The organism is Streptomyces bikiniensis, assembly GCF_000716625.1.
Classification (GTDB): domain Bacteria; phylum Actinomycetota; class Actinomycetes; order Streptomycetales; family Streptomycetaceae; genus Streptomyces; species Streptomyces bikiniensis.
Window position 1 is genome coordinate 1 of sequence record NZ_JNXJ01000057.1, and the last position, 26,478, is coordinate 26,478.

General features: G+C 68.5%; 28 protein-coding genes and 3 pseudogenes. 20 read left to right on the forward strand and 11 right to left on the reverse strand.

Features of this window, described 5'->3' with window-relative positions:
- Positions 1-493 precede the first annotated feature (493 nt).
- Entirely contained in the window at positions 494-805 is a 312-nt protein-coding gene (locus OO47_RS30140) for a hypothetical protein (RefSeq protein ID WP_158708722.1), read from the reverse strand.
- Between the two features lie 1,280 nt (positions 806-2,085).
- Here OO47_RS30140 and OO47_RS30145 point away from each other — a divergent pair.
- The 3 genes from OO47_RS30145 to OO47_RS30155 all read left to right on the forward strand — a co-directional run bounded on the left by OO47_RS30145 (position 2,086) and on the right by OO47_RS30155 (position 3,664).
- Complete coding sequence (locus OO47_RS30145; RefSeq protein WP_051716380.1) at positions 2,086-2,589, forward strand: RNA polymerase sigma factor; 504 nt, start codon at positions 2,086-2,088, stop codon at positions 2,587-2,589.
- Positions 2,589-3,344 (forward strand): hypothetical protein, encoded by a 756-nt coding sequence (locus OO47_RS38250; RefSeq protein WP_030222355.1) that lies wholly within the window; start codon positions 2,589-2,591, stop codon positions 3,342-3,344. Before OO47_RS30145 ends, OO47_RS38250 begins: the two co-directional genes overlap by 1 nt.
- Before the next feature lie 107 nt (positions 3,345-3,451).
- A complete protein-coding gene (locus OO47_RS30155) occupies positions 3,452-3,664 on the forward strand; it encodes a hypothetical protein (protein ID WP_030222353.1) in 213 nt (70 codons plus the stop codon).
- A gap of 128 nt (positions 3,665-3,792) precedes the next feature.
- Here OO47_RS30155 and OO47_RS30160 read toward each other — a convergent pair whose 3' ends face one another.
- Positions 3,793-4,110 carry a 4a-hydroxytetrahydrobiopterin dehydratase gene (locus OO47_RS30160; RefSeq protein ID WP_030222352.1) on the reverse strand — a complete coding sequence of 106 codons (318 nt, stop codon included), beginning with the start codon at positions 4,108-4,110 and terminating at the stop codon, positions 3,793-3,795.
- 1 nt (position 4,111) lies between these two features.
- On the reverse strand, positions 4,112-4,258 hold the full coding sequence (locus tag OO47_RS35685) for a hypothetical protein (RefSeq protein WP_324606533.1): 147 nt from the start codon (positions 4,256-4,258) through the stop codon (positions 4,112-4,114).
- Positions 4,259-4,484: 226 nt separating this feature from the next.
- Between OO47_RS35685 and OO47_RS30170 the strand changes: the two genes are divergently transcribed.
- Together OO47_RS30170 and OO47_RS30175 are read left to right on the forward strand one after the other, a co-directional pair.
- A complete protein-coding gene (locus OO47_RS30170; RefSeq protein WP_030222346.1) occupies positions 4,485-4,685 on the forward strand; it encodes a DUF6207 family protein in 201 nt (66 codons plus the stop codon).
- 132 nt (positions 4,686-4,817) lie between these two features.
- On the forward strand, positions 4,818-5,333 hold the full coding sequence (locus OO47_RS30175) for a hypothetical protein (protein WP_030222343.1): 516 nt from the start codon (positions 4,818-4,820) through the stop codon (positions 5,331-5,333).
- Between the two features lie 121 nt (positions 5,334-5,454).
- Here the strand turns inward: OO47_RS30175 and OO47_RS30180 are convergent, their stop codons facing one another.
- The 3 genes from OO47_RS30180 to OO47_RS30190 all read right to left on the reverse strand — a co-directional run bounded on the left by OO47_RS30180 (position 5,455) and on the right by OO47_RS30190 (position 6,929).
- The gene (locus OO47_RS30180; protein WP_030222340.1) at positions 5,455-5,643 is read right to left on the reverse strand and encodes a hypothetical protein; all 189 of its coding nucleotides are present in this window, start codon (positions 5,641-5,643) and stop codon (positions 5,455-5,457) included.
- Between the two features lie 69 nt (positions 5,644-5,712).
- The gene (locus OO47_RS30185) at positions 5,713-5,961 is read right to left on the reverse strand and encodes a hypothetical protein (protein ID WP_030222337.1); all 249 of its coding nucleotides are present in this window, start codon (positions 5,959-5,961) and stop codon (positions 5,713-5,715) included.
- 296 nt (positions 5,962-6,257) lie between these two features.
- A complete protein-coding gene (locus OO47_RS30190) occupies positions 6,258-6,929 on the reverse strand; it encodes a hypothetical protein (protein WP_030222334.1) in 672 nt (223 codons plus the stop codon).
- Positions 6,930-7,407: 478 nt separating this feature from the next.
- Here OO47_RS30190 and OO47_RS30195 point away from each other — a divergent pair, with 478 nt between their 5' ends.
- Entirely contained in the window at positions 7,408-7,731 is a 324-nt protein-coding gene (locus OO47_RS30195; protein WP_051716379.1) for a hypothetical protein, read from the forward strand.
- A 25-nt stretch (positions 7,732-7,756) separates the two neighbouring features.
- Here OO47_RS30195 and OO47_RS37055 read toward each other — a convergent pair whose 3' ends face one another.
- Positions 7,757-7,912 carry a hypothetical protein gene (locus OO47_RS37055; RefSeq protein ID WP_158708723.1) on the reverse strand — a complete coding sequence of 52 codons (156 nt, stop codon included), beginning with the start codon at positions 7,910-7,912 and terminating at the stop codon, positions 7,757-7,759.
- Here OO47_RS37055 and OO47_RS30205 point away from each other — a divergent pair.
- From OO47_RS30205 to OO47_RS30225, 5 genes and pseudogenes are all read left to right on the forward strand, one after another.
- On the forward strand, positions 7,911-8,654 hold the full coding sequence (locus OO47_RS30205) for a TIGR02391 family protein (protein ID WP_078490056.1): 744 nt from the start codon (positions 7,911-7,913) through the stop codon (positions 8,652-8,654). The genes OO47_RS37055 and OO47_RS30205 overlap by 2 nt on opposite strands.
- 315 nt (positions 8,655-8,969) lie before the next feature.
- Positions 8,970-11,234 carry a telomere-associated protein Tap gene (tap, locus tag OO47_RS30210; protein WP_030222325.1) on the forward strand — a complete coding sequence of 755 codons (2,265 nt, stop codon included), beginning with the start codon at positions 8,970-8,972 and terminating at the stop codon, positions 11,232-11,234.
- A gap of 12 nt (positions 11,235-11,246) precedes the next feature.
- Positions 11,247-11,804 (forward strand): telomere-protecting terminal protein Tpg, encoded by a 558-nt coding sequence (gene tpg, locus OO47_RS30215; protein ID WP_030222322.1) that lies wholly within the window; start codon positions 11,247-11,249, stop codon positions 11,802-11,804.
- Between the two features lie 184 nt (positions 11,805-11,988).
- Positions 11,989-12,729 (forward strand): VOC family protein, encoded by a 741-nt coding sequence (locus OO47_RS30220; RefSeq protein WP_030222321.1) that lies wholly within the window; start codon positions 11,989-11,991, stop codon positions 12,727-12,729.
- 190 nt (positions 12,730-12,919) lie between these two features.
- A pseudogene (locus OO47_RS30225) lies at positions 12,920-13,240 on the forward strand (response regulator transcription factor); the annotation flags it as partial.
- A gap of 49 nt (positions 13,241-13,289) precedes the next feature.
- Here OO47_RS30225 and OO47_RS30230 read toward each other — a convergent pair.
- On the reverse strand, positions 13,290-13,736 hold the full coding sequence (locus tag OO47_RS30230) for a hypothetical protein (protein ID WP_030222316.1): 447 nt from the start codon (positions 13,734-13,736) through the stop codon (positions 13,290-13,292).
- 306 nt (positions 13,737-14,042) lie between these two features.
- On the opposite strand from OO47_RS30230, the pseudogene OO47_RS35690 reads away from it, so the two are divergent.
- Positions 14,043-14,423, forward strand: a pseudogene (locus OO47_RS35690) (LysR family transcriptional regulator); the annotation flags it as partial.
- 581 nt (positions 14,424-15,004) lie between these two features.
- The gene (gene tpg / locus OO47_RS34265) at positions 15,005-15,460 is read left to right on the forward strand and encodes a telomere-protecting terminal protein Tpg (RefSeq protein WP_407696370.1); all 456 of its coding nucleotides are present in this window, start codon (positions 15,005-15,007) and stop codon (positions 15,458-15,460) included.
- A gap of 107 nt (positions 15,461-15,567) precedes the next feature.
- Here the strand turns inward: tpg (OO47_RS34265) and OO47_RS30245 are convergent, their stop codons facing one another.
- From OO47_RS30245 to OO47_RS37460, 3 genes are all read right to left on the reverse strand, one after another.
- Positions 15,568-16,092, reverse strand: a complete 525-nt coding sequence (locus OO47_RS30245) for an AAA family ATPase (RefSeq protein WP_030222310.1) — start codon at positions 16,090-16,092, stop codon at positions 15,568-15,570.
- 94 nt (positions 16,093-16,186) lie between these two features.
- Entirely contained in the window at positions 16,187-17,122 is a 936-nt protein-coding gene (locus OO47_RS37455; protein ID WP_199812362.1) for a hypothetical protein, read from the reverse strand.
- Positions 17,123-17,351: 229 nt separating this feature from the next.
- A complete protein-coding gene (locus OO47_RS37460; protein WP_030222302.1) occupies positions 17,352-18,020 on the reverse strand; it encodes a hypothetical protein in 669 nt (222 codons plus the stop codon).
- A 1,025-nt stretch (positions 18,021-19,045) separates the two neighbouring features.
- Between OO47_RS37460 and OO47_RS30265 the strand changes: the two genes are divergently transcribed.
- From OO47_RS30265 to OO47_RS37465, 7 genes and pseudogenes are all read left to right on the forward strand, one after another.
- The gene (locus OO47_RS30265; RefSeq protein WP_078490059.1) at positions 19,046-20,155 is read left to right on the forward strand and encodes a bifunctional DNA primase/polymerase; all 1,110 of its coding nucleotides are present in this window, start codon (positions 19,046-19,048) and stop codon (positions 20,153-20,155) included.
- Positions 20,156-20,181: 26 nt separating this feature from the next.
- A complete protein-coding gene (locus OO47_RS30270; RefSeq protein ID WP_030222295.1) occupies positions 20,182-21,690 on the forward strand; it encodes a DNA primase family protein in 1,509 nt (502 codons plus the stop codon).
- Positions 21,687-22,088 carry a DUF6009 family protein gene (locus OO47_RS30275; RefSeq protein ID WP_030222293.1) on the forward strand — a complete coding sequence of 134 codons (402 nt, stop codon included), beginning with the start codon at positions 21,687-21,689 and terminating at the stop codon, positions 22,086-22,088. Before OO47_RS30270 ends, OO47_RS30275 begins: the two co-directional genes overlap by 4 nt.
- A 378-nt stretch (positions 22,089-22,466) precedes the next feature.
- A pseudogene (locus OO47_RS36585) lies at positions 22,467-23,328 on the forward strand (IS5 family transposase).
- A gap of 400 nt (positions 23,329-23,728) precedes the next feature.
- Positions 23,729-24,157: a hypothetical protein gene (locus OO47_RS37065; RefSeq protein WP_158708724.1), complete on the forward strand. Its 429-nt coding sequence runs from the start codon at positions 23,729-23,731 to the stop codon at positions 24,155-24,157.
- Entirely contained in the window at positions 24,157-25,509 is a 1,353-nt protein-coding gene (locus OO47_RS30285; RefSeq protein WP_030222291.1) for a hypothetical protein, read from the forward strand. Before OO47_RS37065 ends, OO47_RS30285 begins: the two co-directional genes overlap by 1 nt.
- A 4-nt stretch (positions 25,510-25,513) precedes the next feature.
- Positions 25,514-26,323: a hypothetical protein gene (locus tag OO47_RS37465; RefSeq protein ID WP_030222289.1), complete on the forward strand. Its 810-nt coding sequence runs from the start codon at positions 25,514-25,516 to the stop codon at positions 26,321-26,323.
- The last annotated feature ends 155 nt before the right edge of the window (positions 26,324-26,478 follow it).

Genomic DNA, 26,478 nt, shown 5'->3' on the forward strand with positions numbered 1-26,478 from the left:
TCCATCGGCCAGCTCTCCCTCACCTACTGGGTCAACCGCCCCCTGCGCCGCCTGTCCGTCCTCACCATCACCTGGCTCGGATAGCCGCCCTGGCGAAACAATCCGGACCGTCTTCGCATCGTGGTCACGAAGAAGGGGGGCACGGACATGACGTCCGTGCCCCCCTCGCAGCGATTTACTGGGCGTGAGCCCGAAGGTCCTCCTCCGCCCTCGCCCATGTCCACGGACGCCTGGCCTGGTTCCTCGGCGCCGCCGCCACCGCCCTCACCCCCGTCCTGCACTGGCGCGCCCTGCCAGACGAGAACGGCCCCACCTTCGGCGCCATCCCACCCACCCCCGCGCAGTACACCGAAGCCGAAGACGCAGTCCGCCAACTCCAGAACGCTCTCGCCGGCATCAGCACCGCCTGACAGCATTCGGCTCACTGGAACCTGAGCATCATGGCCGCCAGCGCACGGCAGAGGAGGAGCACAAGGCCGTCCTCGTACGCGGGTCAGAGCGCCCCGGCTACCCGTAGACCGTCCTTGGCAGTCCAGTTCCTCACCGGGCGCGCCACGCCGTTAGAGGTGGCGGCCAGGGTGAGAACGGCTTCGTCCCGGCCGTAGGACCCGGGCCACTCCGTGAACTTCGCATCGGTCGTCTCCGCCTTGGCCCAGACACCGAGGATGGCAGGCCCGCCCGGGCCGAAGCGGAACTCCACCTCGTACGCGGCGTCCTGCTCCTCGAGGACCATGCTGCCCATGGCGTCGGTCTTCCTGGTGCTGATCGGGATGTCCGGTGCCCGGCGGGGAGGCGTCGGCTTCACGGGCGCGACCCTGCCGGGCACCTCCAGCCTGGCATATCGGCAGCTTCGGGCCCCGGGCCGGCCCGCCTGACCGTCCAACCGTGCCGGGTAGTCAGGCGCTCGTCACGCCCCAGCCGATGTCCCCCCGCGAGGCCCCGGCCTGGGTCTTGGGCGACTTCTCAGCCGATGCCGCCGTATCCCCATACGCTGTCGCGGGCCATGCCCGTCCCCTCCCAGGCGGCACTGCTTTCCGGTGCGCCGTGGTGCCCGACCGTACCCGCAAGGTCGTCCTCTGACATCGGGCCCGGACCGTTTGCCGTTGGAGTTGGACTGTCAACCGCAGATCAACGATGTCTTGGAGATCGAGAACGGCAAGCTCAAGGAAAGCAACACGGCCCTGGCGCGGTCGCGGTCCGAGCGGCAGTAGGCGCAGGTGTGGTCGTGGCGGTGGCTTGGGCGGGAAGGGCGAGCGAGGTGAGAAGCAGGGCGAGGGCGGCGGCGCGTGCCAGGTTCTTGATCACGGACGCTAGAGATAGTGCTTCCAGTACCTCTGATGTGCAGGAATCTGCAGGGGTGTCTTCCCTGCGGGGAAGAAGGTCACCGGGGAAACGGTCCTTCGGCCCGTCGGTCGCTTCAGGGTGCCCAGCGGCTGAGCGTGGCGAGCTGCCGGAGGTATTGGTCTTGTTGTCGCGCTCGCCCGCGCCGTCATCGCCGGCCCGAGCAGCGGACCGGCAGGAGTACTGGTGCTGCGCAAGGACGAGCGACTGAAGTCTGGCGGAGTGACTAGCAGCAAGGGGCGTACGCGGGAGCGCGGTTCGGGCGTTACGGCCGGGGCGGGGTGGGCGGGTGCTGGCGGAAGGGGTAGTGCGCGGGTGGCGTGCGTTGGCGATCAAACCCAGGATCAATGTGATCTGCCTCACTCCAATGGGTTAGAAGTGCAGGTCACGGGCACTGTGTGTAACCGGACCGGCACCTTCCAGAGAGAACACGCGTCGCAAAGGTAACCCTGAGGGGGTTCCGTCTCGGTGAGTAAGGGTGAGGGCACACTTCGTGTTCCGCCTGGGGGTTCCGCAGTGCCGCGGCCGCCGGGCTCCAACTGTTTGATGAAGGAGGCTTCGTGGAGCTCCACTCGCCCCGGTACGCGCTGACCATAGTCGTCGGCGTCTTCCGGATGATCGCGGTGTGCTTCGAAGCCGTCGTACGGCGGACCGTCCAGACCACTCGGCCCCAGCTTGCCGAGTCCTACTCCCACCCGGTGCCGCCGACCGCGCCGGCCCGCGGCGCCTGGCGCCCGCCTGGACGTGTCGTTCGACGCCTTCTTCCGCCAGCACAAGGACCGGTTCTTCCGGATTGCGCTCCGTCGCCTTGTCGACCCCCGGGACGCCGATGAGGCTCTAAGCGACGCCGCCCTGGTCATGTACCGCAAGTGGGAACGCATCCTCGCCCACGCGAACCCCATGGCGATGGCCATGAGGATCCTCGACAACAAGATCACCGACTTCTACCGTGCCCGGGCCCGCCACGTCGGCCGCGAGCTGCGCCTGGCCGAACGTCCCGACGCCAGCTACCTCATCGAGCTGCGCGACCAGGACCGGCTCGACCGGGCCCTGGAGGCGCTGCGGAAGATCTCACCGCAGCAGGCGTACTGCTGGGAGATGCACAAGCTCCTCGGCGAGAGCTACGAGGACATCGCCAGGGACCTGGACATCAGCTACGGAGCGGCCAAGACCGCGGCCTCCCGGGGCCACAAGAAGCTCAAGGCGTTCCTCGCCGAGCTACTGGAGACCGAGAAAGGGGACAGCTGATGCTGGAAGACCTCCTCTCCAAGCAGGTGCACTACCTGCGAGAACAGGCGGACCGGCATGACACCGATGACTTCATGGACCGCCTCGCCACCCGCATCGCAGAGGAGTCCCGCCGCCCCGCCCGCGTCTCCTACGCCGTCACCGACACCGTCCAGCGCCGTACCGCAGACCGTCCCGACACCGACACAACGGCCCACCCCGCCTCCCAGCTCCCGCCGCCGGCCCCCGGCCCCGGCATCAGCACCACGCACCCGGGCGGCCCGACCCGGCCCGTGCACCGCCGAACGCGCCGCCGCCCCACCCCCATCGTCACCTCCGACCCCGCCGCCTCCCAGTTCGCCGTCCTCGCCTACATCCAGGTCCTGTGCGAGAACGTGCTGCGCTCCGACGACATCGACACCCTCGCCGACTTCGCCGCCGACTACGACGAGGCAGGCGCCCGCACCTTCGCCTGCCTGCTCTACAGCCTCGACCGCAGAGAGAGCGCTTTGTACTGGTGGAGGTTCGCCGCAGGCGCCGGAGACCCGCTGGCCGCGCATCTACTCGCCGCGCACCACGCCGCCGTCGGGCAGAGCGCGGACGCACGGGTCTGGCGAGCAAGCGCACAGATGCTCGGCTTCACCGACCAGCACCTGCCACAGCCGGTCCGGCACAGCACCGAAATCGCTGAAGGATTCGCCCGCGCCCTGCCCTGGGACACGGAGATGAGCGTATTCATGGGCTCCGCCCGCCTGCCCCAGGAACTCGCCCGCTGAAACGCCCTGACAGCAAAGACGAAGGAGGCCCGGCGCGGGGCCGAAGGTTCCTAGGCCGCCCAGCCCCCGCCGGACCACACAGCACCCCGAAGAACGGAGTACCTGCCGTGAAGACTAGCCGCCACACCCGCACCGCGGACGAGACCCTGCGAATCCGCCGCACCCGCACCACGCAGAAGCCTTCCCGGATCCGCCGCAGCCGTCGCTGGATCGCCCGCCGACGCACCGCCCTCATCTACAACGCCCTGCGCGGCGCCGCCTACGGCACCGGCGCCGGCATCGTCGGTCTCGGCTTCTACCTGCTCCAGCAGCAGATCTGACTTCTGTGAACCAGACACTCGGCAGGCCGCAACCTCTTGGTGCGGCCCGCCGCGCTTCTGCGGGCGTCAAGTTGGGCCAGAGCTCCGTTCTTCTCATGAAGAAGGCCAGCCCGCTGCAGGGCTGAGGGTCACTCGTCGACCGGCTCTGCCCCGTGCGCTGCTGCGATGGCGTCGATGCGGTGGGCGAGGTCGAAGTCCGCGCCGGTCAGCTTGTGGCCGGCGTCGTGGGTCATGATCCCGAAGCGGATCTTCCCCCACCGCAGGTCGATGTCGGCGTGGTGACTGATCAGCCGTTCGACGTCCGCGACGTGCACGATCATCGCGACGCCGCCGTGGTAGCGGATCGAGTACTCCCGAGTGATTTCGTCGCCCTCGCGACGCCAGCCGGGCGCCTCGGCGAGCGCTGCAGTGATCTGTTTCTCGGTCAGCGGCACCTTGTTGGTCACATCAGCTCCCCTCCGGCACGGGCGCCAGCACCTCGGGGAAGTCCCGACTGACCGGGGCATCGTGCCACGGGCGCATTGCCCGCTCCAGGGTGATCAGCTCTCGTCGCATCCCGGCCGACCCGGTTTCGACCGCGATCTCCACCAGCATTCGAGCGATCTCCAGCGCCTGTTCCGGCTCTCGCGCGGCTGCGGCCTGCGCCCCAGCCAGCTGCCCGGGTCGTCGAACGGCCCCGGGCCCGACGATCCGCCGTTCTGAGGCGAGTGGTGTCAGCCGTGATGCCCCGGCTCTACGGTGCAGGAGCAGGGGTTCACCCGTTCGGATGCTTCTCCCGACCTGGCGAACCAGCCCGCTCGGCGCTGTCGTCGTTGCGGGCATGCGAATCGACGAGGAGCGCATCGCCGAGCCGGGTCTGGTCGTCCTGAACGTCACCGCCGCTGGCGAGGAGACGGTGCGCGCGGTGATGGACGGGCTCCAGCAGAAGTGGGCCACCTCCGGTGTGACCCCGGTGTGGCGGGTGCCGGGCGAGGCCGGCTTCCGAGCACGCGTGCACGCAGACATCCGGCGTCCGGACTGACCGCTGATGCCAGCCTGCTGGGCGCTTCGCGTACCCCTGGTCGAACTTCACAGTTTCCACACATCCAGGGCTCTCCGGGTGCGATGATCGCACTCCTCTGATGCCACCCCCCTTTCTCCTGAAAGGTTCTTGATGAGCCGTACCGTACGTATCGCCGCAGTCGCATCCGCCGCACTCGGCATGGTCGCCCTGGCCACGCCGAGCCAGGCAGCCTCCACCACCGGCGCCCTGATGATCACCCATGTGCGGCCCAACGCCGCCGGAGCCGACGTCAGCGGCACCACCCAGCTGAACCTGAACGGCGAGTATTTCGTCATCAAGAACGTCACCAGCCGCACCGTCAACACCAGCGGCTACATCCCCGACCTCACCACCAACACCTACGGCCGCGCCCTGCCCACCTACTACCTGCCGGCCGGCGCCAAGGCCTACGTCCACACCGGCAGCGGCCGCAACTACCGCGACAGCAGCGGCAACCACCACATCTACCGCGGCTACGCTCGCCACATCATTCCCAACACCAGCACCGCCAAGAACCCGGACCTGCGGCTGAAGAAGCCCGGCAGCCGCGACGACAACACCTCCACCGGCAGCATCAGCACCTGCAACTGGAACACCGCCACCAACGGCACCACCTACGGCTGCTGACACGAAGGGGCCCGCCTGCCACAGCGGCCCTTTTAGGCCGTACGGCGCGGCCGATCATCGGCGAAAGGACTTCGAAGACTCTGCGCCTCTTCGGTATCCCGCCGTGGCGGAACGGGACCGGTTACAGAGCGGGCAGGCGGCGGGCGAGATCGGCGGCGAGCTGCCCGGCCGTCTGGCCGCGTCCGGCCGGGTCGAGCTGCTCCAGGAGCTGGAGCAGCTCGACCGTCTTGCGGGCCTCGGCGTGGGTAAGTAGAGCGAGGCGGGGCTCGTCGGAGTAGGTGCCGGTCACGGGATCGGTGGCATGGTCCACGCCGTCTTCAACGGGGCCCGCCCGGGCCAGGGCACGGGACGGGCGATGCGGGCCGTCCCCATACGTGGGTCAGACCGCCCTGGCCACCTGCAGACCGCCCTCGTGGGTCCAGGTCTTCATCGGGCGCGTCTGGCCGCTGATGGTCTCAGTGAGAGTAAGGACGGTGCCGGGCTGTCCATGTGCTCCGAGCCACTCCAGGAACTTCGCGTCGGCCACCTCGGGTTTGGACCACACACCGAAAATGGCCGGCCCGCCGGGGCGGAAGCGGAGTACGACCTCGTACTCGACATCCTCGGCCTCGAGACCGGTGCGGTCCACGGCGGGTCCCTCCTGCGCTGATCGGGGTGCCGGTGCCCGGCGGAGCGGCGTCGGCTTCACGGGCGCGGCCCCGCCCGGCGCCTCCAGCGTGGCACATCGGCTTCTCCCGCTGCGGACGGGCCTGCCGCGTCCGGCCGGGTGGGAGATCAGCAGCTCGTCACGGCCCGACCGATGTCCCGTCGGGATCAGGTGCCCTGAGGGAGCCGGCCGACCAGACTGGTCAGCCTGGAGCTGTAGCGCTTTAGTTCGGCCGACACATACGGGGAGCCCGCGCTCAGTTCACGCGCCAGACGCTCCTACTCCTTCAGACAGGCCACGGTAGTGAGGCTGTCCTTCTCGCCGTACCGCGCCACCTGCTCCCCGGCCGTGAGTACGGCCTCGCTGCCGGAGGGATCCATGTACGTCATCTTCGGGGTTGTGAGGCTGCTGCCGTCGTCGAGGCGCAGGGTGATCGTGAAGGTGTAGACGCTGGGCATGACCCCTTCGGAGGCCGTCTTCGGCCCCACGGTGAAGGCGATCCGTTCCTGCTCGTGCGGGGAAAGGGAGTACTTCAGCTTACGAATTTGCTGGAAAGGCGCCTTGGCGTTGTTGGGAACCTTGATGTCGTACCGGGCCTTGACTTCCTCCTGGCCCCCTCCTCCGTAGGGGCATCCCACCCGCGTGATGGAGCTGAAGTCGAACTGTGCCTGCGACACCAGGGCAGGGTTCTCCCCGCTGTTGCGCAGGACCACGGTGACGAGCGACGCCTTCCACGGCACCGTCTCGCCCGTCTTGTCTCCCCCGGCCGAGGTCCAGTCCGCGCGGATCTCCTCCTCTTTCGCCAGGTCGACGTCCACCAGCTCCATCTCCGCCCCCGACCCGGGCTGGGGCTGGAGGTCCGGGAACAACAGGAACACCAGCCCCAAGGCCCCGCCCAGGGCAGCGATCGCACCGCCGACGACCGCGATGATCCCCTGCGGGCGTTGCAAGAAGGGCCGCTCCGGCTCCTGAGCAGCCCTGCTCGTACCGTTCGGCCCGCCAGACTCGGGTGTGGCTACGGCTGGGCTGCTTGTACCGGTCGGCCTGCTGGTCTCGGAGGCGGGTTCGGCAGAGTCAGCCGCGCCGGCTGTTCTGCCAGACTCGGGTAAGGGACGCTCCGGCTCCCGAGCAGAGCCGGCCGCACCAGCTGGTCCACCTGCCCCCGGTACGGCCCCGGGGACCCCGCCCTGGTCTGCCGTCATGACACCTGCCTCCCCGTCACACCCCATCCAATGTCGCCGTATCCCACCCGACGTCGCGGTCCATCGTCGCCCCCGGTCACACCGGTACCGTCCGGGCGCTGTGGAGACCGACCGTACCCGCAGGTCCGCGCCCTGGGAATAGTCCTTTGGTCGAGGCCGAGGAACGGGCCCTGCTCCGCCGACCGCCGAGAACCCGGCCCCGTAGCGGGTCGTTCTGGCTGGGCCGGTGAAGACACAGGAGAGCGCGTCCGCCAACTATCGCCGGGCTCTCGCCGCTCACCGCGCGGTCGCCCCACCCCGCCATGAGGACCCGGCCCTGGCCGCCGCCGTCGTACGACAGGAGCAGATCCGCCGCAAGTTCGCCACCACCGCTTTCCCTGACGTCGAGCAGGGCCAGGAGAGCGAGGTGCCGATGTCGCTCGAGGACGTCCGTGCCCAGCAGTGGCGGGCCGCCGAAGCCGTGCACACGACAGCCATCCGCCGCGCCCGTGCCGAGCGTGCCGGGCAGGCCCGTGCGGCCAGTGCTCATGCGCTGTGTCAGGCCGGGTGAGTTCGTGCGCTCCGTCCGGTCGGTTTCAGCGGAAGCGCCAGTCAGTGAAGACCTGTTCGGCGTCGGCTTCGACGACGTCCCGCAGGTCTTCTTCGTCGTCCGAGGTGTCCAGGCCGAGTGCGTCCTCGTTTGTCGAGCTACGGCACTCGGCTGTCGGTGCCAGGCCGTAACGTGCGCCCATGAGGTACACGTTCATACCGCCGGTTCCGGCGGAACAGATCCGGCAGCTGCCCACCCGGGACGTTGCACTCCTCCTCCTGAAGCACCTCGCCTCCGGCACCGGCTTCCTCCAGTACCGAGGAACTATGGGCTCGGCCCAACAGGCGTTCCAGGACGAGCCGGACACAGAGGTGCTCCTTGACCGCCTCTCCGATGCATGGTCCTGGCTGGAGGCACACGCGCTGCTGTCCCAGGTGCCCAGTCAGTCGGAAGCCTTCCGTCAGCTCTCCCGCGACGGCATGGTCCTGGCGAAGGATCCCGAGGGCATCACGCGATTCGAAGCCCGCCAGCGGCTGTCCGGCCCGCTCCACCCGGCCCTCGAAGACACCGTGCGCACCAACTTTGACCTGGGTGACTACGAGACCGCGTGCTTCGCCGCGATGAAGGCGGTCGAAGTCGCCGTCCGGGACGCCTCCGGCCTCGACAACTCCCTGGTCGGCGTGAAGCTGATGCGTGCAGCGTTCCAGCCCCACCAGAACGGCAAAGCCGGCGGCCCGCTCGCCGACGCCGGCGCCGAAGGCGGTGAGCAGGAAGCCGCCTCCGCGCTGTTCGCCGGCGCCATGGGCGCGTACAAGAACCCCGCCAGCCACCGCACCGTCGACTTCGACGACCCGATCGAGGCAGCCGAGATCGTCCAGTTCGCCGACCTGCTGCTTCGGCAGGTCGAACGCGCCAAGCGCCGCCAGGCGAGCACGACACCGTAGAACTGCGGGCCTTCGTATACCTGGTTCGGCCGCGGCGGCGCCCCAGAGCCGGCGGCCGGGAGCATCGGCTGAGGGGGGCGGTCCTGATACGGGGCCGCCCCCCTTAGTTGTGTGGTGAGCGATGAGGTCAGCGTCGCTGCCGAGTCCAGGCAGTTCGCCGAGCAGGGTGCGAGCGCTGCTTTCCGAGCTCAGTCTTCGCCGGACATCAGCGTGAAGTGTCGCTTCACTCGACAGAGCGAGCGTACGCGATATGTACGGTGAACGTACGTGTAATGTACGCTTCACGTGGTAGGGTATTGCTCAGGAGGTGCTTTCATGTCCGAGTTGTTCGACGCGGTCGACGCCCTGCTCGCGTCCCGCGCCGCTCTGCCGCCGCCGGTGGAGCGCAAGCGGCTGCGTGCCGCGCACGGCCTGACGATCGATGAGGTGGCCACCGCGCTGAAGGTGCGCCGGGCCACGGTGTCGGGCTGGGAGTCCGGCAAGACCGAGCCCCGCCCGCCCGAGCGCGACGCCTATGCCCGGCTGCTGGACAAGCTCGCGGAGCTCTACCCCGCCACCCAGGCCGACACGGCCACACCCGCCCCGGCACCGGTCGCCGAGGCTGCGGTGCCGGCCACGTTCACCGCCGCGCCCGCCCCGACGGAAGCGCAGACGCTGTCCACAGGCCAGGCGCCCGAGGCTGCGGCCATGACTCCAACCGAGAACCCTCAGCCCCCTACCCCCGTGGCCGCTGCTCCGGCGGCCGCGACCCGTCCGGCGCGCACCACCAGGCCGTCGTCGACGTCGCGCCGTCCGGGTGCGAGGAAGGCGGCTCCGGCCGGCACCCGGGCGGGCGATGGTGATCCGCGGTTCGAGAACGGGCCGCTGGCGGTCGTCGACGCCGACGAGGAGGGCAAAGTGCTGGCGTACTGCACTGGCGGCCTGGTCCTGGACGTGCCCGCCAAGTCCATCCCCGCCCTGGTCGACTGGATGCTGCGCGAGGCGAAGCTCGGGGCTCCGAAGCTGTCGGGGCCGGGCAAGGACGCCGACCCGCTGATCGTGCTCACCGAGGCCGCCCTGGAGCGCTATGGCCTGCCCGTCACGCTCACGGAGGAGGAGAAGCACGCCGGGCGGATCCCGGAGGGCCACAAGGTCATCAAGCAGCTGGCCCGCGCGGAGTGGAAGCTGACGAAGCGGGGCTTCGGGCCGTGGGCGCGGATCTACCGCCCCGCGACCGGTTCGGAGCGCGCGTGCGTGCAGCTGTGCATCCCGTCGTGGAACGCGCTGGACACCCGGCACTGGGGGACCGCGGGGCAGCTTCCGCCAGCGGAGCTCGCCCGCGTCCTGGGCGTGTACGCCTCGCGGGTGATGACGCCGCGCGGCTCCACGGCCGTGACCGGCCTGGAGCTGATGACCGCGCTGCACCCGCCGACGCGCGCCTCTGAGCCGGACGCCGACGGCAAGCGGCACTCCGAGCACAACCCCGGCTCGCTGGGCAAGGACGCCATCGACCCGATGAACTGGCCGCCGTGCGAGGTCCCCGACGGCCACCCGGTCCTCAAGGACCTGCCCCGCTTCCACGTGCGGGGACCTGCGGAGAAGCTGTTCGAGGAGGCGTACGACTGGGCACGGCCGATGACGGATGCGGAGTGCACGCTGCGGCACCTGATCGGCATCGACGTGAACATGGCCTTCGCCGCCGGCGCGAATGGGCTGACCGTCGGCCTCGGTGAGGCGACGCACATCAAGGGCCCGGCGTTCGACCCGAAGCTGCCCGGCTCGTGGTTGGTCGACCTCAGCCATGTCGACCTGTCCCGCGTGAAGGTGGGCAAGGAGTGGGTGGAGCTGGACGGCTCGCTGCTGCCCTCCCCCTTCACGCCGAAGGGCGAGCGGCCGGAAGGCCCGGCCTGGTATTCGACGCCCACCGTGGCGTACGCGGCGGAGCTCGGCTACGAGGTGCGGCCGGTCGAGGCGTGGGTGCGGCGGGAGAATGGCCGCTACTTGGACGGCTGGTACAACCGGCTGCGCGACGCCTACCTCGCCACGATGGCCGACCTCGGCGTCCACGCCGACCTCGCCCCCGAGGACTTCCTCACGGCGATGGACGGCTACAAGGACCGCGACCCCGAGCTGGCGATCGTCATCTCGGCGATCAAGGCGACGGTCAAGGGCGGCCTGGGCAAGCTCCGCGAGCGGCCACGTGCCGAGGGCTGGCGGCCCGGCGAGCCGTGGCGCGCCCTGTCCCGCCCGACCTGGCGGCCCGACATCCGAGCGGCGGTCATCTCCCGCACCCGGATCAACCTCCACCGCAAGATCGTCAAGCACGCCTCGTTCACCGGCCAGTACCCGATCGCGATTCTGTCCGACTGCGTCGTCTACGCCGCGAACGGGCCCTCGCCGCTGGACTTCCTGCCCTACCGGGAAGGCAAGCCGCTCCCGGGGGGCTTCAAGCTCGGCGTCAACCCCGGCCTGGTCAAGCACGAGGGCACGCAGGAAGTCCTGTGGGGCGAGGAAGTCCGGGAGAAGTTCAACGCCCCGGAGCTCAACCTCGCCCGGTACATCAAGGACGGCACCGTCACCGACGCCGACAACGGAGAGTAGGAGAGTGCCACGATGAGCCTGTTCGGGGACGGCCTGGAGAAGGCGGTGCAAAAGGCGTTCACGCGCCCGGCGCCCAAGACCGCAGGCCCGCAGATGCGGTACCTGGTCAAGAAGCTCGGCGGCACCAAGCCGGTCGCCGACCTGCTAGGGATGTCCCAGCGCCAGGTGGAGCGGTACGTGGCGGGGAAGGCCAAGAACCCGCGCCTCGCCCTCGCCGCGCGCCTGGAGCGCGAGGTGAAGAAGCGCTGGCAGCCCCAGATCCGGGCCATGGCCAGGGCGAAGGCGGCGAGCACGGGCGGCATCGTCATCGACACCCGCGCCCGCATGGGCTACACCGCGCCGATCGGGTCGACGGACCAGGACCGCATCCGACACCTGACCGTCGCCCTGCCCCCGCAGTACGCCGCCCGCCTCTTCGACGCCCAGGAGGCCGGCGCCAGCGACCAGGAGCTGCAGGGGATCGCCGCCGAAGGACTCAAGGAGGTGTACTTCCAGGACGGCGGCCGCCGTGCCGGCTCCCTGGAAGAGGTCCGGTTCACGGACATCGAGCACCTCGAGTTCGACCTGTAGCAGCCGCGCCCCGAACAGCCCGCGAGCCCCGGTGTGTCTGAGTGCTCCATCTGGCGAGTGAGAAGTTCACTTGGCGAGGTTGAGCCTTCGTTGGCGAGCTGGGCCTGGCGACCTATGAGCGAGTCGCTCTCTGTTTGGCGACGGCGCAGATGCCGGTGCGGGGCGGGCGCATAGGATCGCCGGCATGGCGCTGAGACCTGTCATGGTGAACATCAAGGCTCTTGATCCCTCGGCGGTCGGTGGGTTCTGGGCGGAGGCGCTCGGCTGGAGTGCTTACAGCCCCGGTGTGACCACCTACGTCGGACCCGCCGGGGGCCTCGTCTGGCCTGACCCGGTCTTTGTCGGCATCGACGTCGTCCCCGTCCCGGAACCCAGGGCATCGGCGAAGAACCGTATACACCTCGATCTCGCCACCACCTCCGTGGCCCATCAGGCGGAACTGGTCGCGCACCTGAAGGCTCTCGGTGCGACGCCCGCCGACGTGGGCCAGGGAGAGGTGCCGTGGACGGTCCTCGCCGACCCCGAGGGCAACGAGTTCTGCGTGCTGGAACCTCGCGAGATCTACCAGGACACCGGGCCGATCGCCGCAGTGGTGGTCGACTGCACGGATCCGCGGGCCATGGCCCGGTTCTGGGACGAGGCGATGGACTGGACCCTGCACGAGGTGACGGACGACCATGCGATGTGGCGCTCGCCCAAGGGTGTCGGCCCGTATCTTGAGTTCCTCCGCTCTCCCGGCGTGAAGACTGTGCCGGACCGAGTCCACCTTGACCTGGTACCGGACCTTGATGACGACAAAGCAGCGGAGGTCGACCGGCTGCGGGCCCTCGGCGCTGCCGACCTCGATGTCGGCCAGGGCGACGTTCCGTGGACGCCTCTTACCGACCCGGAGGGTCACGAGTTCTGCGTCCTCGCCCGGTCCTGACACGAAGCCTTGACCACACCCCGACACACGCGCACCTCGTCTCCTCATGCGCCATCACCCCGGGCGGGCCGGGCTGTAGCCTCCCGGTCAATCCGGGCGGCGAGAGCTTGTGCGTCGGGCGAGATCGGCTTGCTCACCGACTACAACGCTCAACTCGCCAACTGAAGCGCTCAGTCACACCCGGACCGATGCGGTCCGGGTCGTGACCCAGGGGGAGATGCTCTTCGCCCCGGCCGTGACCCGGCGTCTGGTGGAGGCCTATACCAGGCAGCCGGCCTCGGTAGCCGAGCCGGAGGCGCTGCCGGAGCTGACCGCGCGGGAGAGGGAGGTTCTGCGGCTGGTCGGCCAGGGCGTCGGCAACGACACTATCGCCGGGCGGCTCCATGTCACCGAGTGCACGGTCAAGACCCATCTGCACCGGATCATGAGCAAGCTCTCCCTCAACAGCCGTGCCCAGGCGGTCGTCATGGCGTACGAGAGCGGACTGGTCGTCCCCGGACAGTCCCGCTGACCGCGCGGCGCGCCACCTCGACGGCGGCACACCGCACGGTCGGCCGGCCTCAGCCGTCGACGCTCACCCGTGACGCCTCGGCGCACCTGCTGAGGGTGCCGGCGGAGTCGAAGAGGCACACCTTGATGCCCACCCGGTCACCGGCGATGATGTTCCCGTAGTCCGCGAAGGGGTCCCAGACGACGGCGGAGCCGTTCAGCCCGTTGGTGTTGTTCTTCGCGCCGAGATAGATGTCGTCGATCCAGGCGTAGGCCCGGACGCCCCGGCCGTCCCCGCAGTAGTCGTGGATGACGAGGTAGTCGTCGTTGGCGCCGCCGCCCGGGGCTCCCTCGCCGTAGTCGACGAAGTTGACCGCGCCGCACCCGCCGCTCGTCGTGGAGACGGCGAAGCTGTCGTCGGTGGCGGCGACGGCGGCCTGGGTGCCGAACAGCATCGTCGCGGCGGCGATCGCGGATGTGGTGACGGCCGCCCGGGCGGCCGTGGCACGGAAGTTCATAGTGCATCCCCCATTTCGGTGGCGCGGACCGCGCGCTCTCCAGTGCCGCGGCCCGCTCGCTGACGGGTCGTCGCTCGACCCAGACATGACAGTACGAGCGCCGCGCCGGCCGGTCGTCACACCCAGACCTGAGATCCACCGGCACCCCGTACACTCCGCGTCGTACGCCTGTGGTTTACCCGTCGCCGCCGACCGCGCGGAGCCGGAGCCGAGCACGACCCGTTCGACATCCGCGAGGTACTGGGCCGGCCCGACACAGGACGGCGGCCGGCCGAAGGAGACGACCACCGCCAATAACCTGGAGGCATGACCGCACTGGAGACCCGCGAGCTGGAGCACTTCATCGCGCTCGCCGACGAACTGCACTTCGGCCGGGCCGCCGTACGGCTCGCCATCGCCCAGCCGGCGCTCTCGAAGGTCATCCGCCGGATCGAGACCCGGCTCGGTGTCCCGCTCTTCGTCCGCTCCAGCCGACATGTCGAGCTCACCCCGGCGGGGGAGGCGCTGCGGGAACACGGCCGGCACGCGCTCAACGCGGTCGACGCCGCCGTCTGGCACGCCCAGCGGGCCGGGGACACCCAGGCCCGGCTGCGGCTCATACTCAAACCGGGCGGCGACGCCGGTTTCCTCTCCGGTCTGCTGGCCGCGTACGCCCGGCAGCCCGCCGCCCGCCAGGTGGACATCCTGTGTCCCCGGAACCGTTGCGGTACGCCGAGAGGCCGACCTCGTACCGCCAGCCGTCGGGCGTCTGACGCCGGGACCACAGGTGCGCGACGACCTCCTGGTCCCCGGGCAGCAGCACACGGATGGGCACCGGCTCGGGGGCGGAGGACGTCGTCACGCCTTCCACCGTACGGACAGCCGCCCGGGGCACCGGCTCAGCGCGCGGGGCCGGGCAGGGCGCCGCGGATGACGAGCTGCCGCCCGTAGCGAGGGCCTGGCCGCTGTCCACAGGCGATCCGTGAGCCCCTGGAGGGATGAACGATCACAAGCAGCAGCAGCCAGCCCCACGCCGCGGCAAGGTCCTGGAAGCCCTCGCGCGGGCGGAGCGGCAGGTGTTCACCCGGCCCGCGCCGAAATCCGCAAAGGCTCAGGTGAAATTCCTTCTCAGGCGGGCGAAGGGGTCGACCAAGGCCCTAAGGGCTGTCCCGTAACTCCGAAGACCGTTGACCGGTGTCCGGTTCGACCTGCTTTCCCGAAATCCTGTTGACGCCGCGAGTTGGGTCAGAACCGGACAGAGTGATCCGGCGGCGACGTCCCGCTGACCTCTGTGCCGAGTTACGGGACAGCCCTTAGCTGGGCGTCTGGGCGTCTCGCGCCGCACCGTGGAGCGCTACCGTGCCTGGACCCTGACGACCCCGCAGAAGCGCCTCCAGGCCACCCTGGTGGAGGAGACGGAATCCGAGTGGCAACCGCAGGTCAGGGCACAGGCACGCGCGGCGGCGGCGACCTCCAGGGGGATGATGGTGGACGTGACGGCCTACTTCGGGTTCACGTGCACGGGCAGCTCGGACGACGGCCGCGAGCGCCAGATCACCACGGACATCTCGCCCACCTACGTGAAGCAGATCCTGGAGCTCCAGGAAGCCGGTGCGACGGAGGAGGATCTGCATCCGATCGTCGCGGAGGCCATCACGGAGTCGTATTTCACAGAATGGGGCACGCGGGCAGATGTCCTTCGCGCAGATTTCACGTCCGTGTCATCAATTTCGTTCCGGTTCTGACCCAGCCGAATTCCGGACCTGCTAGAAACGTATTCGTGAGCCGACGCACGGTAGTTGTCACATAGGCAGTCTTGTTGTCACCTGTGAGGATGCGGAGCCGAGAGGACTCAACTCTTGACGGCCTCCGCGATCCGCAGGGCGACCCCGTCGGGCGTGAGGTGCGTGGTGTCGACGACCTCGGCCTCGGCGTGCAGCCACGTGCGGGCCGCCTCGGCGTAGGGCTCGAGGTATCGGAGGCGGAACGGGGAGTCGGGGCCGAGGACGGTATCGCCGGCGATGCGCTCGCGGAGGGTGCTCTGGTCGGCGTGGAGCACGAAGTGCCGGACCGGAATATCGTGCTCGGCGAGGCCCGAGCTGATCTCGCGCCAGTACTCCTCGACCAGGACGGTCATGGGGACCACCAGGGTCCCGCCGGTGTAGTCGAGTACGCGCCGGGCGGTCTCGACCACGAGGGGCCGCCACGGCGGCCAGTGCTGGAAGTTGTCTGTCTCAGGCAGCCCCGGCGTGATGTCCATGAGCGTCTCGCCGACCTTCTCGGCGTCGAACACCCGGGAGCCCGGGATCAGCCGCTGCACGAGCGCACTGGTCGTCGTCTTGCCCGCACCGTGGGTGCCGTTGAGCCATACGATCATGCACTGACGCTAGCGTCGTACAGGTTTGTGGGAGGCGACTTCTGGTGACAGCAGTGCTGCCGAATGAGGTTGTGTGACAGGCCGGATGCCTCGCCTATGACAACCAGGATGCTTCTGTCGCCCCTCTCCGGCAGCTCATCCGACTCCTCTGGTGACAACTGTCGAGCCCCGGCTCAATTCGGCGGGTCACCGTACAACGTTCTGACGGCGACCCGCTCCCGGAATCCGCACCACGAAGACGAGGCCGAAGATGACCACTCCCTGGCCGCCCCCGCGCACCGCCCGCCGCCCGCTCGCCCCGCGCGTCGCCGCGCCCCGGGAGCCGGTCGACCCGGCCCGCATCGGGCGCCGCGTCGTACGGCGCCGGGCGAAGGGGATGGACGCCGACGCCGTCGCGGCGGCCCTCGAGGACGCCCGCTTCGACGCCCGGTAGAACTCCCGGTTCGAGGACCTGGCCGACGACGTCCGCGGCCGGGCGGAGTTCGCGGAGTGGGAGCGCCTGGACCAGCTGCTCGCCGCCACGCCGGCGGGCACCGCCTACGACCCGGACACCGACCCCGTCGTCCAGGACGAGCTCGCCGCCGAAGCCGCGGCCGCCGCCGACCGCGAGGCCGAGCTGCGCGAAGCCGCCCGGGTCGCGGCCCGCGCCGACGAGCTCCAGGCGCTGCGCGAGCTCCACGCCCTGGAGCAGACCGAGCCCCGCGACGGCGACGAAGCCGTACGCGACGAGCTGACCCGGCGAGTCGGCGGGTACGTCCAGGCCGACGTCGACGCCTGGCTCGCCCGCGCCCTGGCCGCGCACCTTGGGAACTACCGCGACCCTGCCGCCCGCGAAGCTGCCGCTGGCCTTCTGCTGCCGCCGGTCCTCGCCCACGCCGCGCTGCTCGCCGAACTCGTCCGCCTGGTCCCCGGCACCGATATGGACCAGCTGGCGTTCGCGGCCCGGCTCGCTACCACCGAACCCGAAGCCGCCGGTGACCTCGCCGCGTTCCTTTACCGCGCCCGTTCCGGCGCCAGCTGACCGCACCACGCTCTCCGGCCAGGTTGTCCTCTGACACTGAACATGGATCGATTGCCAAGGAAGCTGGACCGCTCCTACGTTCCTGCTACTAATGCCACCCGAGACTCAGAGCCTGTTGTTGCTGTCACCAACCCGCACCTGGGGACAGCGCCGGTCGTACAGCGCCGGAAGGATCGTGTAGGCGGCGGGACGACCGGTCGACGAACAAATCACAGACCTCGGGTCGGTACGGGGCTGGTCAGTGCTGCGTCCTTTCGGCCGTGAACGGGCCGGTCGCGGGTGCCACGCACTTGTCCACGACGGGCTCCTCGCCACCCACCGAACCCTCCAGGCAGAGCCGTCCACCGTTCTCGCGCAGGTCGAGGAAGAACTGCGTGGTGGCACCGGACTGCTTGAGGTCGTGGATGCGCTCGTCGGGGTAGCCGAGGCCGTTCAGGGCTGCCCTGACCTTGGCCGGGGTGGGGTCCGTCAGCTCTTGGACGGCCACGTAGATGCGTTGCTCGTGATGGTTGCTCGCGCACCAGTCGCGCGCGTCCAGCTCCACCTCCAGCTCCACCTCCGGACCCGCCGTGGGCATCACCGGCTCGACCGTGCCAGCTGGAGCCTCCTCACCGGGAGGAGCCGGCTGCGGGTTCGGCGGCCCTTCCCGGGGGGTTCCCGGAGCCGGGCAGGTCTGTGCGATGTACTCCTGTATCTCGGCGAGGGCCGGAGAGGACAGGCTTTCCATGGGCTTCGCGGGCGCGGCCGCCGTGGCCACTACGGTCGAGGCCGACTCGTCGAGGCCGGTGGCCTTCGTTGTGCCGCAGGCGCCGAGTGCCAGCACCGCAAGGGCCGTCAGGGCCAGGGTGAGTCGCGGTCGGCGCGAGGAGCAGGCGAACGTGCTGGTGGAGCCGTGGATTCGGGTCATGTGCCCAGTCTCCGATCATGCCGAGCCCGGCGCGTGAGTACACATACTCACCTGGCCAGGGGGCAGTTGCTCAAGCCCGGTTGCTCGCCGTCCTCGACCGCGCCTTGGCCGTCCTCGACCTTGACGTACTCGCCGTCTGTACCGTCACTCTCACCTTCATGGCCAGTCGCACTTCCGAACCCAGGGTCTACGAGCGGATCGTCGCCGTGTGGAAGAAGGCCGGCGTCGCTCCCTGAGGACACGGAGGCGTGGCACTACGCGTACGAGCACGACGTCGACAGACAGGTAGGCGGTGGCGCTCCTCGATGCCGGGCTGCGGCAGGCCGGCTGCCGGAGAGCGATGACACTCGGCGCAGGCGGAGCTCCGGAGCACGCGGACGCCGCCGCCGGTGGAGCCCCGTTGCCGAGGGGTCCGGGCTCGGCGGGGAGCATGATGACTCTGCGTCACGATCGGGAGCGCGCGGCAGGGCCTGGAATGGCACCGTCCCGAGCAGTACACGGCGTCCCGGCAGCAGCGGCAACTGGAAGCCTGACCAGCTCGACGCTCCTGCTTGCCTTGTCCTGTCTTGGGAGACCTTTCTGACAGAGTCGCTCTGACCGCGAAGCCAGCCGTTGCGACAGTGCTCGGTCGCTGCCCTGCTAGACCAGCGACTGAACCGGAGCTACCGTCGCTCGGTTCAGTCGCTGGGAAAAATACCAGGTCAGAGCGCTGCTTGTGTACCAGCAGCGACTGAAGCGACTGAAGCTTCACATATCGGCTGTGCAGATCGCGCGTGTGCGTGTCATATATAGGTACCTACAGTCGCTTCAGTCGCTGTTTTGCTGGGCATGCTGGTTTTGACCTGCGGTTTTCCTCAGCGATCCAGAGCAGCGACTGAAGCGACTGAGTCACTCCCCGACAGTTTCGGTCGCTGCCGTGTTCGCTCTAGCGACTCGCCTGTCTCCAGGGGTGACTCGATCGAACGGGCGTCTTCGCTAGGCTGTGTCTGTTGTTGAGTCGCTTCAGTCGCTTTAGGGGGAACGAAATGCCTGCTGACCTGCAGGTTTCCTCTAGCGACTCAACAGTCGCTGTCCCTAGGAACACGCCGCCGGATGCGCTAACCCTCGCCCGCTGGTGCGCCAGCCATGGCTGGCCTGTTCATCCCCTGGCTCCAGGAAAGAAGACCCCGGCAGGTAACTGCCCGGCCTGCCGTACGCCCGGCCACAGCCACCAGACCTGCCCTTGCAGGTCTGAGGGCCGTTGGTGCCACGGATTCCACGCAGCGACCCTGGACATGAACCGCATCCAGCAGTGGTGGGGCCCCCATCCGCAGATGGGCGTCGCCGTTGCCTGCGGGCCAGCCAATCTCGTCGTCATCGACATCGATGCCCACCCCGCTGCCCCTCCGGACAGGAACCGGCTTCTTCCCGGCATCGCCATCGCCGAGGACATCGACGTCTCGCAGATGACCACGGGCTTCCACACACTCGCCGTTCTGGCCGCCCTCCGCGGCGAGAAAAGCCCTGCCAACGACGACACCACCCTGCGCGTGAGCACTCCCTCAGGTGGCCTGCACATCTGGTACCGCACCACCGACACCCGCCGCTGGCAGTGCTCCTCAGGATCAGGCAAGAACCGGGCGCTCGCCTGGCAGGTCGACGTCCGTGCAGAAGGCGGCTACATCATCGCCCCCGGCACCACCACAGAAGCAGGCACTTACAACCCGCTCGGCACCGTCCGCACCCCCGCCGCGCTCCCGGGATGGCTCGCCCAGGAACTCCAGCGCACCCACCACCTGCCCGCCGCACACATCTCAGCTCCACGCCCCGTACCCAGCCGCGCCCGCCAGGCCGTCGCCGCCGCCCGCCACGGCGGCAGTCCCCTCATCACCACACTCACCACCGTCCTGGCCGAGATCGCCGACTGCGCCGGCACCACCGAAGGCGCCGGGTTCTCCGAAAAACTCAACCGGGCCGCCTACACCATCGGAGGCCTCGTCGCCGCCGGCCACCTCACCCAACAGGCCGCGCACGACACCCTCCTCGAAACCGCCCGACACGCCCGTCCCGGCCAGGACCGCCGATCCGAAGCCATCATCCGCAGCGGCATGACCGCAGGCGCCCGACGCCCCCTTCACCCCGGGAGCCGCTCGTGACCACCCCCGTCGGCGGTGAGCCGAACATGCTCTTCGACTTCGACCCCCACAACATGGCCGCCCAGATCCTCGCCAGATCCCAGCCCACCCTGCCCTCCCCGCAAACCGGCCAGCCCCACACCCCCGCTGCCACCCCCACGACAGACGGGACAACCTCACACGGCCTCCTGCCCGACTCGCTCACCGACCGAGGCAACGCCAAACTCTTCGTCCGCCTCTACCAGGCCGACTTCCGCCACGTCCCCGGCCTCGGCTGGTACCGCTGGGACACCACCCGCTGGCAAGTCGACGAAGACGACTCCGTCCTGTGGGCCGCCGGCGAAATCGGCGAACACCTCGCCACCACCGACCCCACCGGCGAACACACCACAGAAACCCTCCGCAAGCACCGCCGCCGCGCACTGAGCACCGCCGGCATCAACGCCATGCTCACCCAGGCCAAATCCGCCCCCGGCATGGTCCTCAAAGCCGAACACCTCGATGCCGACCCCTACGCCCTGTGCACCCCCGCCGGCATCGTCGACCTCCACACCGGCCTAGTCCGCACCCCTGACCCCAACAAAGACTTCCACTCCCGCTCCACCACCGTCGGCCCCACCGCTATGCCGATCCCCAGGTTCCTGCGCTTCCTCACCGACACCTTCGGCGACGACACCGAAGGCGCCAAGATGATCGCCTTCCTGCAACTCCTCCTCGGCTACTCCATCACCGGTGACGTCGGCGGCCAGGTCATGCCCTTCCTCTTCGGCGCCGGGAAGAACGGCAAATCCGTCCTCCTCGACGTCTCCATGAAACTCCTGGGTGACTACGCCGACGCCGCCCCACCCGGCTTCCTCATGGCCCGCCTCTACGAAGGCCACCCCACCGACCTCGCCGAACTCCACGGCCGGCGCGTCGTGGTCTGCTCCGAAGTCAAACCGGGCGACAAGTTCGACGAAGCCCGCGTCAAACACCTCACCGGCGGCGACCGCATCAAAGCCCGTCGCATGCGCCAGGACTTCTTCTCCTTCAACCCCACTCACAAACTCTGGCTCCTCGGAAACCACCGCCCCGAGGTCGGCACCGGCGGCTTCGCCTTCTGGCGCCGCATGCGCCTGATCCCCTTCGAACGCACCGTCTCCGACGACCGGCGCATCGACAACCTCGCCGACATCCTCGTCGCCGAAGAAGGCCCCGGCATCCTCAACTGGCTCATCGACGGAGCCCGCCGCTACCTGGCCGGCGAAAAAGACCTCACCGGCCCCGACAAGGTCCGCATCGCCACCACCGCCTACGCCGAAACCGAAGACCACACCGGCCGCTTCTTCGACGAAGCATGCCTCCTCGGCCCCGACTACCGCACCGAACAAAAAACCCTCTACGACGCCTACCGCGCCTGGTGCTCCAGCGAAGGCTGCCTGACCCTCAGCAACCGCACCTTCGCCGCCCGAGCCCGCGAGCTCCTCGGGCTGTCCTCCCCGAAAGAGATGATCTTGTCAAATTCGAGGAAGTACTACCCTGGCATCGGACTGCTCGCCCAAGAGGAGACGGCATGAGTTCCCTGATCAGCGAGAACGATCTCAAACACGAGACCGACCTTGTCTGGCTCGAGGACATCACCCACCTCGACTACGTCCGCCAAAGCCTCGACCGCCTGCCCACCCGCTCCGGCAAACCCGCCTACCACCGCGACGGACGCATGGTCGGCTACGCCATCCTCGGCCCCGACGCCAAAGCCTCCCGCGCCTCCGGCACCTTCCGCCGACGCGTCTTCTGGCTCCTCCCACACGACCGCGACACTGAACCCCAAGGCCTCTACGCCAGCTCCGCACCCGCCGAAGCCATCGACCCCGAAACGCTCCAGCCCGCCACCAAGGGCCGCAAAACCGAACGCAGCGAAGGCGGCCCCCCCTCCAGCGCCATGCAGGAACTCGGCATAAGCCTTCCCCTCTGACTGCCCACGCCACAGCGACTCAAGCGACTCAGAAACCAACATCCCGCCCCAGCCGCTACATCCCTGCCCGGACACACGCATACCCCGAGGTCAGCAGGCAGACCTAAGCACACTCCCTCCCCTCCCGCCTCACAGACAAAGCCGCATGGAGGCACCCGGGTTTCCTGCTCACGCGCACAGACATCCAGACGGATCCCCCGACAGCGCAGCACACAAAGAAGCGCCACAGCGACTGAACTACCGGGCACCTGCACACGTAAGGTGCTGAAATAAAATGCCAGGTCAGAGGGGGGACTAGCATCAGCTAAGCGACTCAAGCGACTGAAGCCCGCACATCAAGGCCGTGTCCTATGTGGTGAGGCGGTTGTTGGGGTTGTCATAGGGCGGGGTACGTGGAGTTGGATTGTTCCGGATGGGCTGTGGGAGATCGCGAAGCCGTTGATCCCACCCTCTCGGGTGCGGCCGCAGGGTGGCGGGACGCAGAACACGCCTGATGAGACACTGTTCGCCGCGATCATCTACGTCCTGGTCAGCGGCTGTGCCTGGCGAGCTTTGCCGCCCTGCTTCGGGATGTCGAAGTTCACCGCGCATCGCCGGTTCCTGATCTGGTCCCGGGCACGTGGGGCCGGCTGCACGAGGAGATCCTGCACCGTCTCGACGACGCTGGCCTGCTTGACCTGTCCCGCGCCGTGCTCGACTCCGGCCACGTCCGGGCGAAAGAAGGGGCGATCTCACCGGTCCGAGCCCCGTGAACCGCGGCAAGGCGGGTCCCAAGATGCACGTCCTGTCGGATGCGAACGGACTGTCCCTCGTCGTCGGTCTCACCGCGGCCAACGTCCATGACAGCCAGGCCCTGAAGCCCATGGTGCTCGGTCGCCAAACGAGACACGACCCCCACCGCGGCCGACACTTCAAGCCCCAGCGTCTGCATGCCGACAAGGCCTACGGCATACCTGAACTGCGAAAATGGCTCCGCGGTAAACGCATCGGCGTCCGCATCGCCCGCAAGGGCATCGAGTCCTCCGAACGACTCGGCCGCCGCAGATGGGTGATCGAGCGGACCATCTCCTGGCTGACCGGCTACCGCCGGCTCAACCACCGCTACGAGCGCCATCTCCGCAACTACCTGGCCTTCCTCGGTCTCGCCGCAGTCATCTGCTGCTGCAAGCGACTGGGCACGGGCCGGTGGTGTCGTAACCGTCGGGGCCATCGTCCTCACGCACCTTCTTCCAGTCGATGACGTACCTCTTCGTACCGCGCCAGCCGCATGTACACCGCCCAGCATTGATGCCGCAGTGGGCTGGTGGAACTGGCCGTCGCAGTGTCACCAGGACGTCGACTCGTGGAAGGTGCTCCCGCTGCCCAGGTCGAAGAAGACCGGACCCGGCTCACTGCCGTCGGCCGGTAACACTCCGACCATGTCCTTGCCCGACTCGAACCCGTCCCGCCGCCGGACGTAACGTCTGCTTGGAGTGCCTGAGCTGAGACATGTCCAGGTAGTAAGTGTCCGGACCCTGTTGAGAGACGGTGGTCAGCTGTAGGACCAGCAGGATCAAGCCGTAGCTACAGATTGTCGTCGGTACGCCACTTGTAGACTCGGCGCACGCCGTTAGCCACGACGCGCGTGCAAAGGGGGATGCATGTCGACATTCGAAGAGGAGTGGAGTCAGCTCAAAGCAGACGCGCTCCGCAGGCGGGCCACGAGCATGGAGCTCGCCTCGACGGGGGAGAGCGGGGGGCCGGCTCCGGGGCTGGGAAACGCGGACCTCGGTCTGCGTGATGCTCCTATACGCGCCAAAACCCCGGGCTTACGGACCGCCAACGGTGAAGTACGTAAGAAGGCCAAGCTCGATGACGCGGCGACCGTTGGCAAAACCCATGCGGGATGGGACGCGGGAACGGCGAGCAACGACTGTGTGAGCGCCTGGCAGAAGCGACTCCACAAGCTCAGCGACCTGGTCGAAGATGCCGCCGACGCGCTCACCAAGGGTATGGACCAGCAGATCAGCGAAGACGTCTCCATCGCGGCACAGCTCAGGGCTTCCAGTAACTGGCTGGAGGACGCCTGATGGTCTCCGTCCCCGAACTCGACAAAGCTCGGCCCCAGCAGTGGCGGGAGGCTGCGGACGACGCCATCGGTGCTGCCAAGCAGTGCGAGATGGCGGCCGGGTACGCGCGTGACGAAATCGCCGCGACGCTTCGCCAGTGCTGGGCGGGCGACGCCGGGCGCGCGGCGCGGGCCACGTTCGTCAAGCACGCGGGCGACTACGAGGCAGCCGCCATCGCCCTGCGGGCGATGGCACGGACGTACGACGACCTCGCCGACCACATTGCGTCCGCCCAGCGCGACCTGCACAGTGCACTCGACTACGCGCACCGCAACGGCCTGAAGGTAGACGACAGCGGTCGGGTCGATTTCGCCAGACCCACCGCCGAAGCACCAGGCGGCGAAGGCAGCGAAAAGATCACACATGCGCACGGGATCATCTCCGATGCCCTCGCCAAGGCAAGCCTGGCCGACACCGACGCAGCTCGCTCCCTGCGCACCGTTGAAGCCCTGACAAACATTGACGATCCGAACCTCGCCAAGAAGGCGCTCGACAAGAACAGTCCACTGGGCATCGCCCTGCGCCTGTCCGGCGGACTGGACGGCCTGCACCCCATCAACGTCCCGCCGAACGTCCTCACCGCCGTGAACCTGGCCTCCACCGAAACCGGTATCAGCCGCAAACTGCTCCTGGCCATCCTCTGGCAGGAACAGCAGTGGTACCAGAACCACAACCCGAGCCTTCGCGGCCCCTTGACCGAGTTCGGCCGCTTCTTCGACTGGAGCCTCACCCTCGGCCCGAAACCGGACAAGTCCCTGGGCATCACCCATATGAAGACCGACACCGCAAGGAGCGTCGTCGAGAAGAACCGTGAAGCGTTCCGACTCGAGGACGGCAGGTATCTGGCCGACCTGAGCGACGTCGAACTCGCGGCACTCATCGAACACAACCCGGACCTGGACGTACGGCTGAGCGCCCACCACCTGGCCGACCTCCGCGACCAGCCGTACGGTGCCCGCACGGACAAGCAGCTATTCACGCTCTACGCCGCCGACACGCCGGACGTGCGCGAGAAGAACGAACAGTACGGCGACGAATCCGACCAGCGCGGCGGCGACATCAAGGCGCGAGGCCGGAACTGGGACAGGATCGAGCCGCATCTCGACGACGCGATGGCCTGGGACGCCCTCAGCGACGAAGAACAGGCGCAAGCCATCCGGGAGCTGGAGGCCCAGACCCCCGCAGGACACAGCCTGTCCCTTCATCCCCTGTACCGCGCAGGCCTGGCCACCGGCACCGGGACCGGCGAACCGGAACCTGGAACACCGTCACCCAGTCCCGGACCTTCCCCCACACCACCCGGAGCCCACTGACCTCATGAAAAGGACGGCGTCCATCCTGACCGCACTCCTTGCACTGGTCGTGCTCACCGGGTGCGACCGGTTCGAGCCGCGCGGCGGGAAACCCCTCGACCCCATGCCGGCCAACGTCCCCACAACGCCGCAGTACACGACGCCCGACGAGGTCGTGGCCGCACTGGAACGTGCGGGCATGCCCTGCAAAGTACTGCGGCGCAGGACCGGCGCCCTGGACTGCGAGGCGCAGATCTCGGGGACGGCAGTGGAGAACCAGATCCAGGTCCTGAACCCCAAGGAATTCAGCCGGGACGAGGTCGGCGACTCCATCGCCACCTGGCGCAACAGCGGTACCACCATCGTCGCGGCGGGCAACTGGTTCATCCGCGTCCTGCCCAATGACGTCCCCGTCTACTCAATTAAGATCGCCAAGGCGGTCGGCGCCATCGTCCTCCCTCCCCCCTACCCGCTGCCCGACATCCCCAGCACACCCGCATACCGTTCCACGGACGCGCTGGCCGACGCCCTGAACAAGGCAGACTCCTGCGCCGACCGAGAACGACAGCCGACAGGAGAACTACTGTGCGGAACACGAGCCTCGGAAAACAAGGCCTGTGACGCGTCCTGGGCGAACCACCGTGCCCTCCTGCTCGTGCACGACAATGCCGCGGCCCGCGACGACTACATCCGGCTCCTTCTCAGCAACGATCACACACCCGCCGCCATCGTCACGGCCGCGAACTGGACCATCCAGTTCTGCGACCCCGCCCAAGCACGCTCGACAGCTGACACGCTAGGAGGAGTCCTGATCAACCACAGCCCCACCACATAAATGGAACCGCAGAGGTCATTTTCGCCCGATGTTTCATCCCGTGATGGGATGTTCTGTGGTGCCCTTCGAGTCACGCCAGGAAATGGTGTTCTCGTTGGTAGGGTGGCGGCCCATCCCACCAGCCACGTAGACCGGGAGGTAGGGAGGCCTGCGGT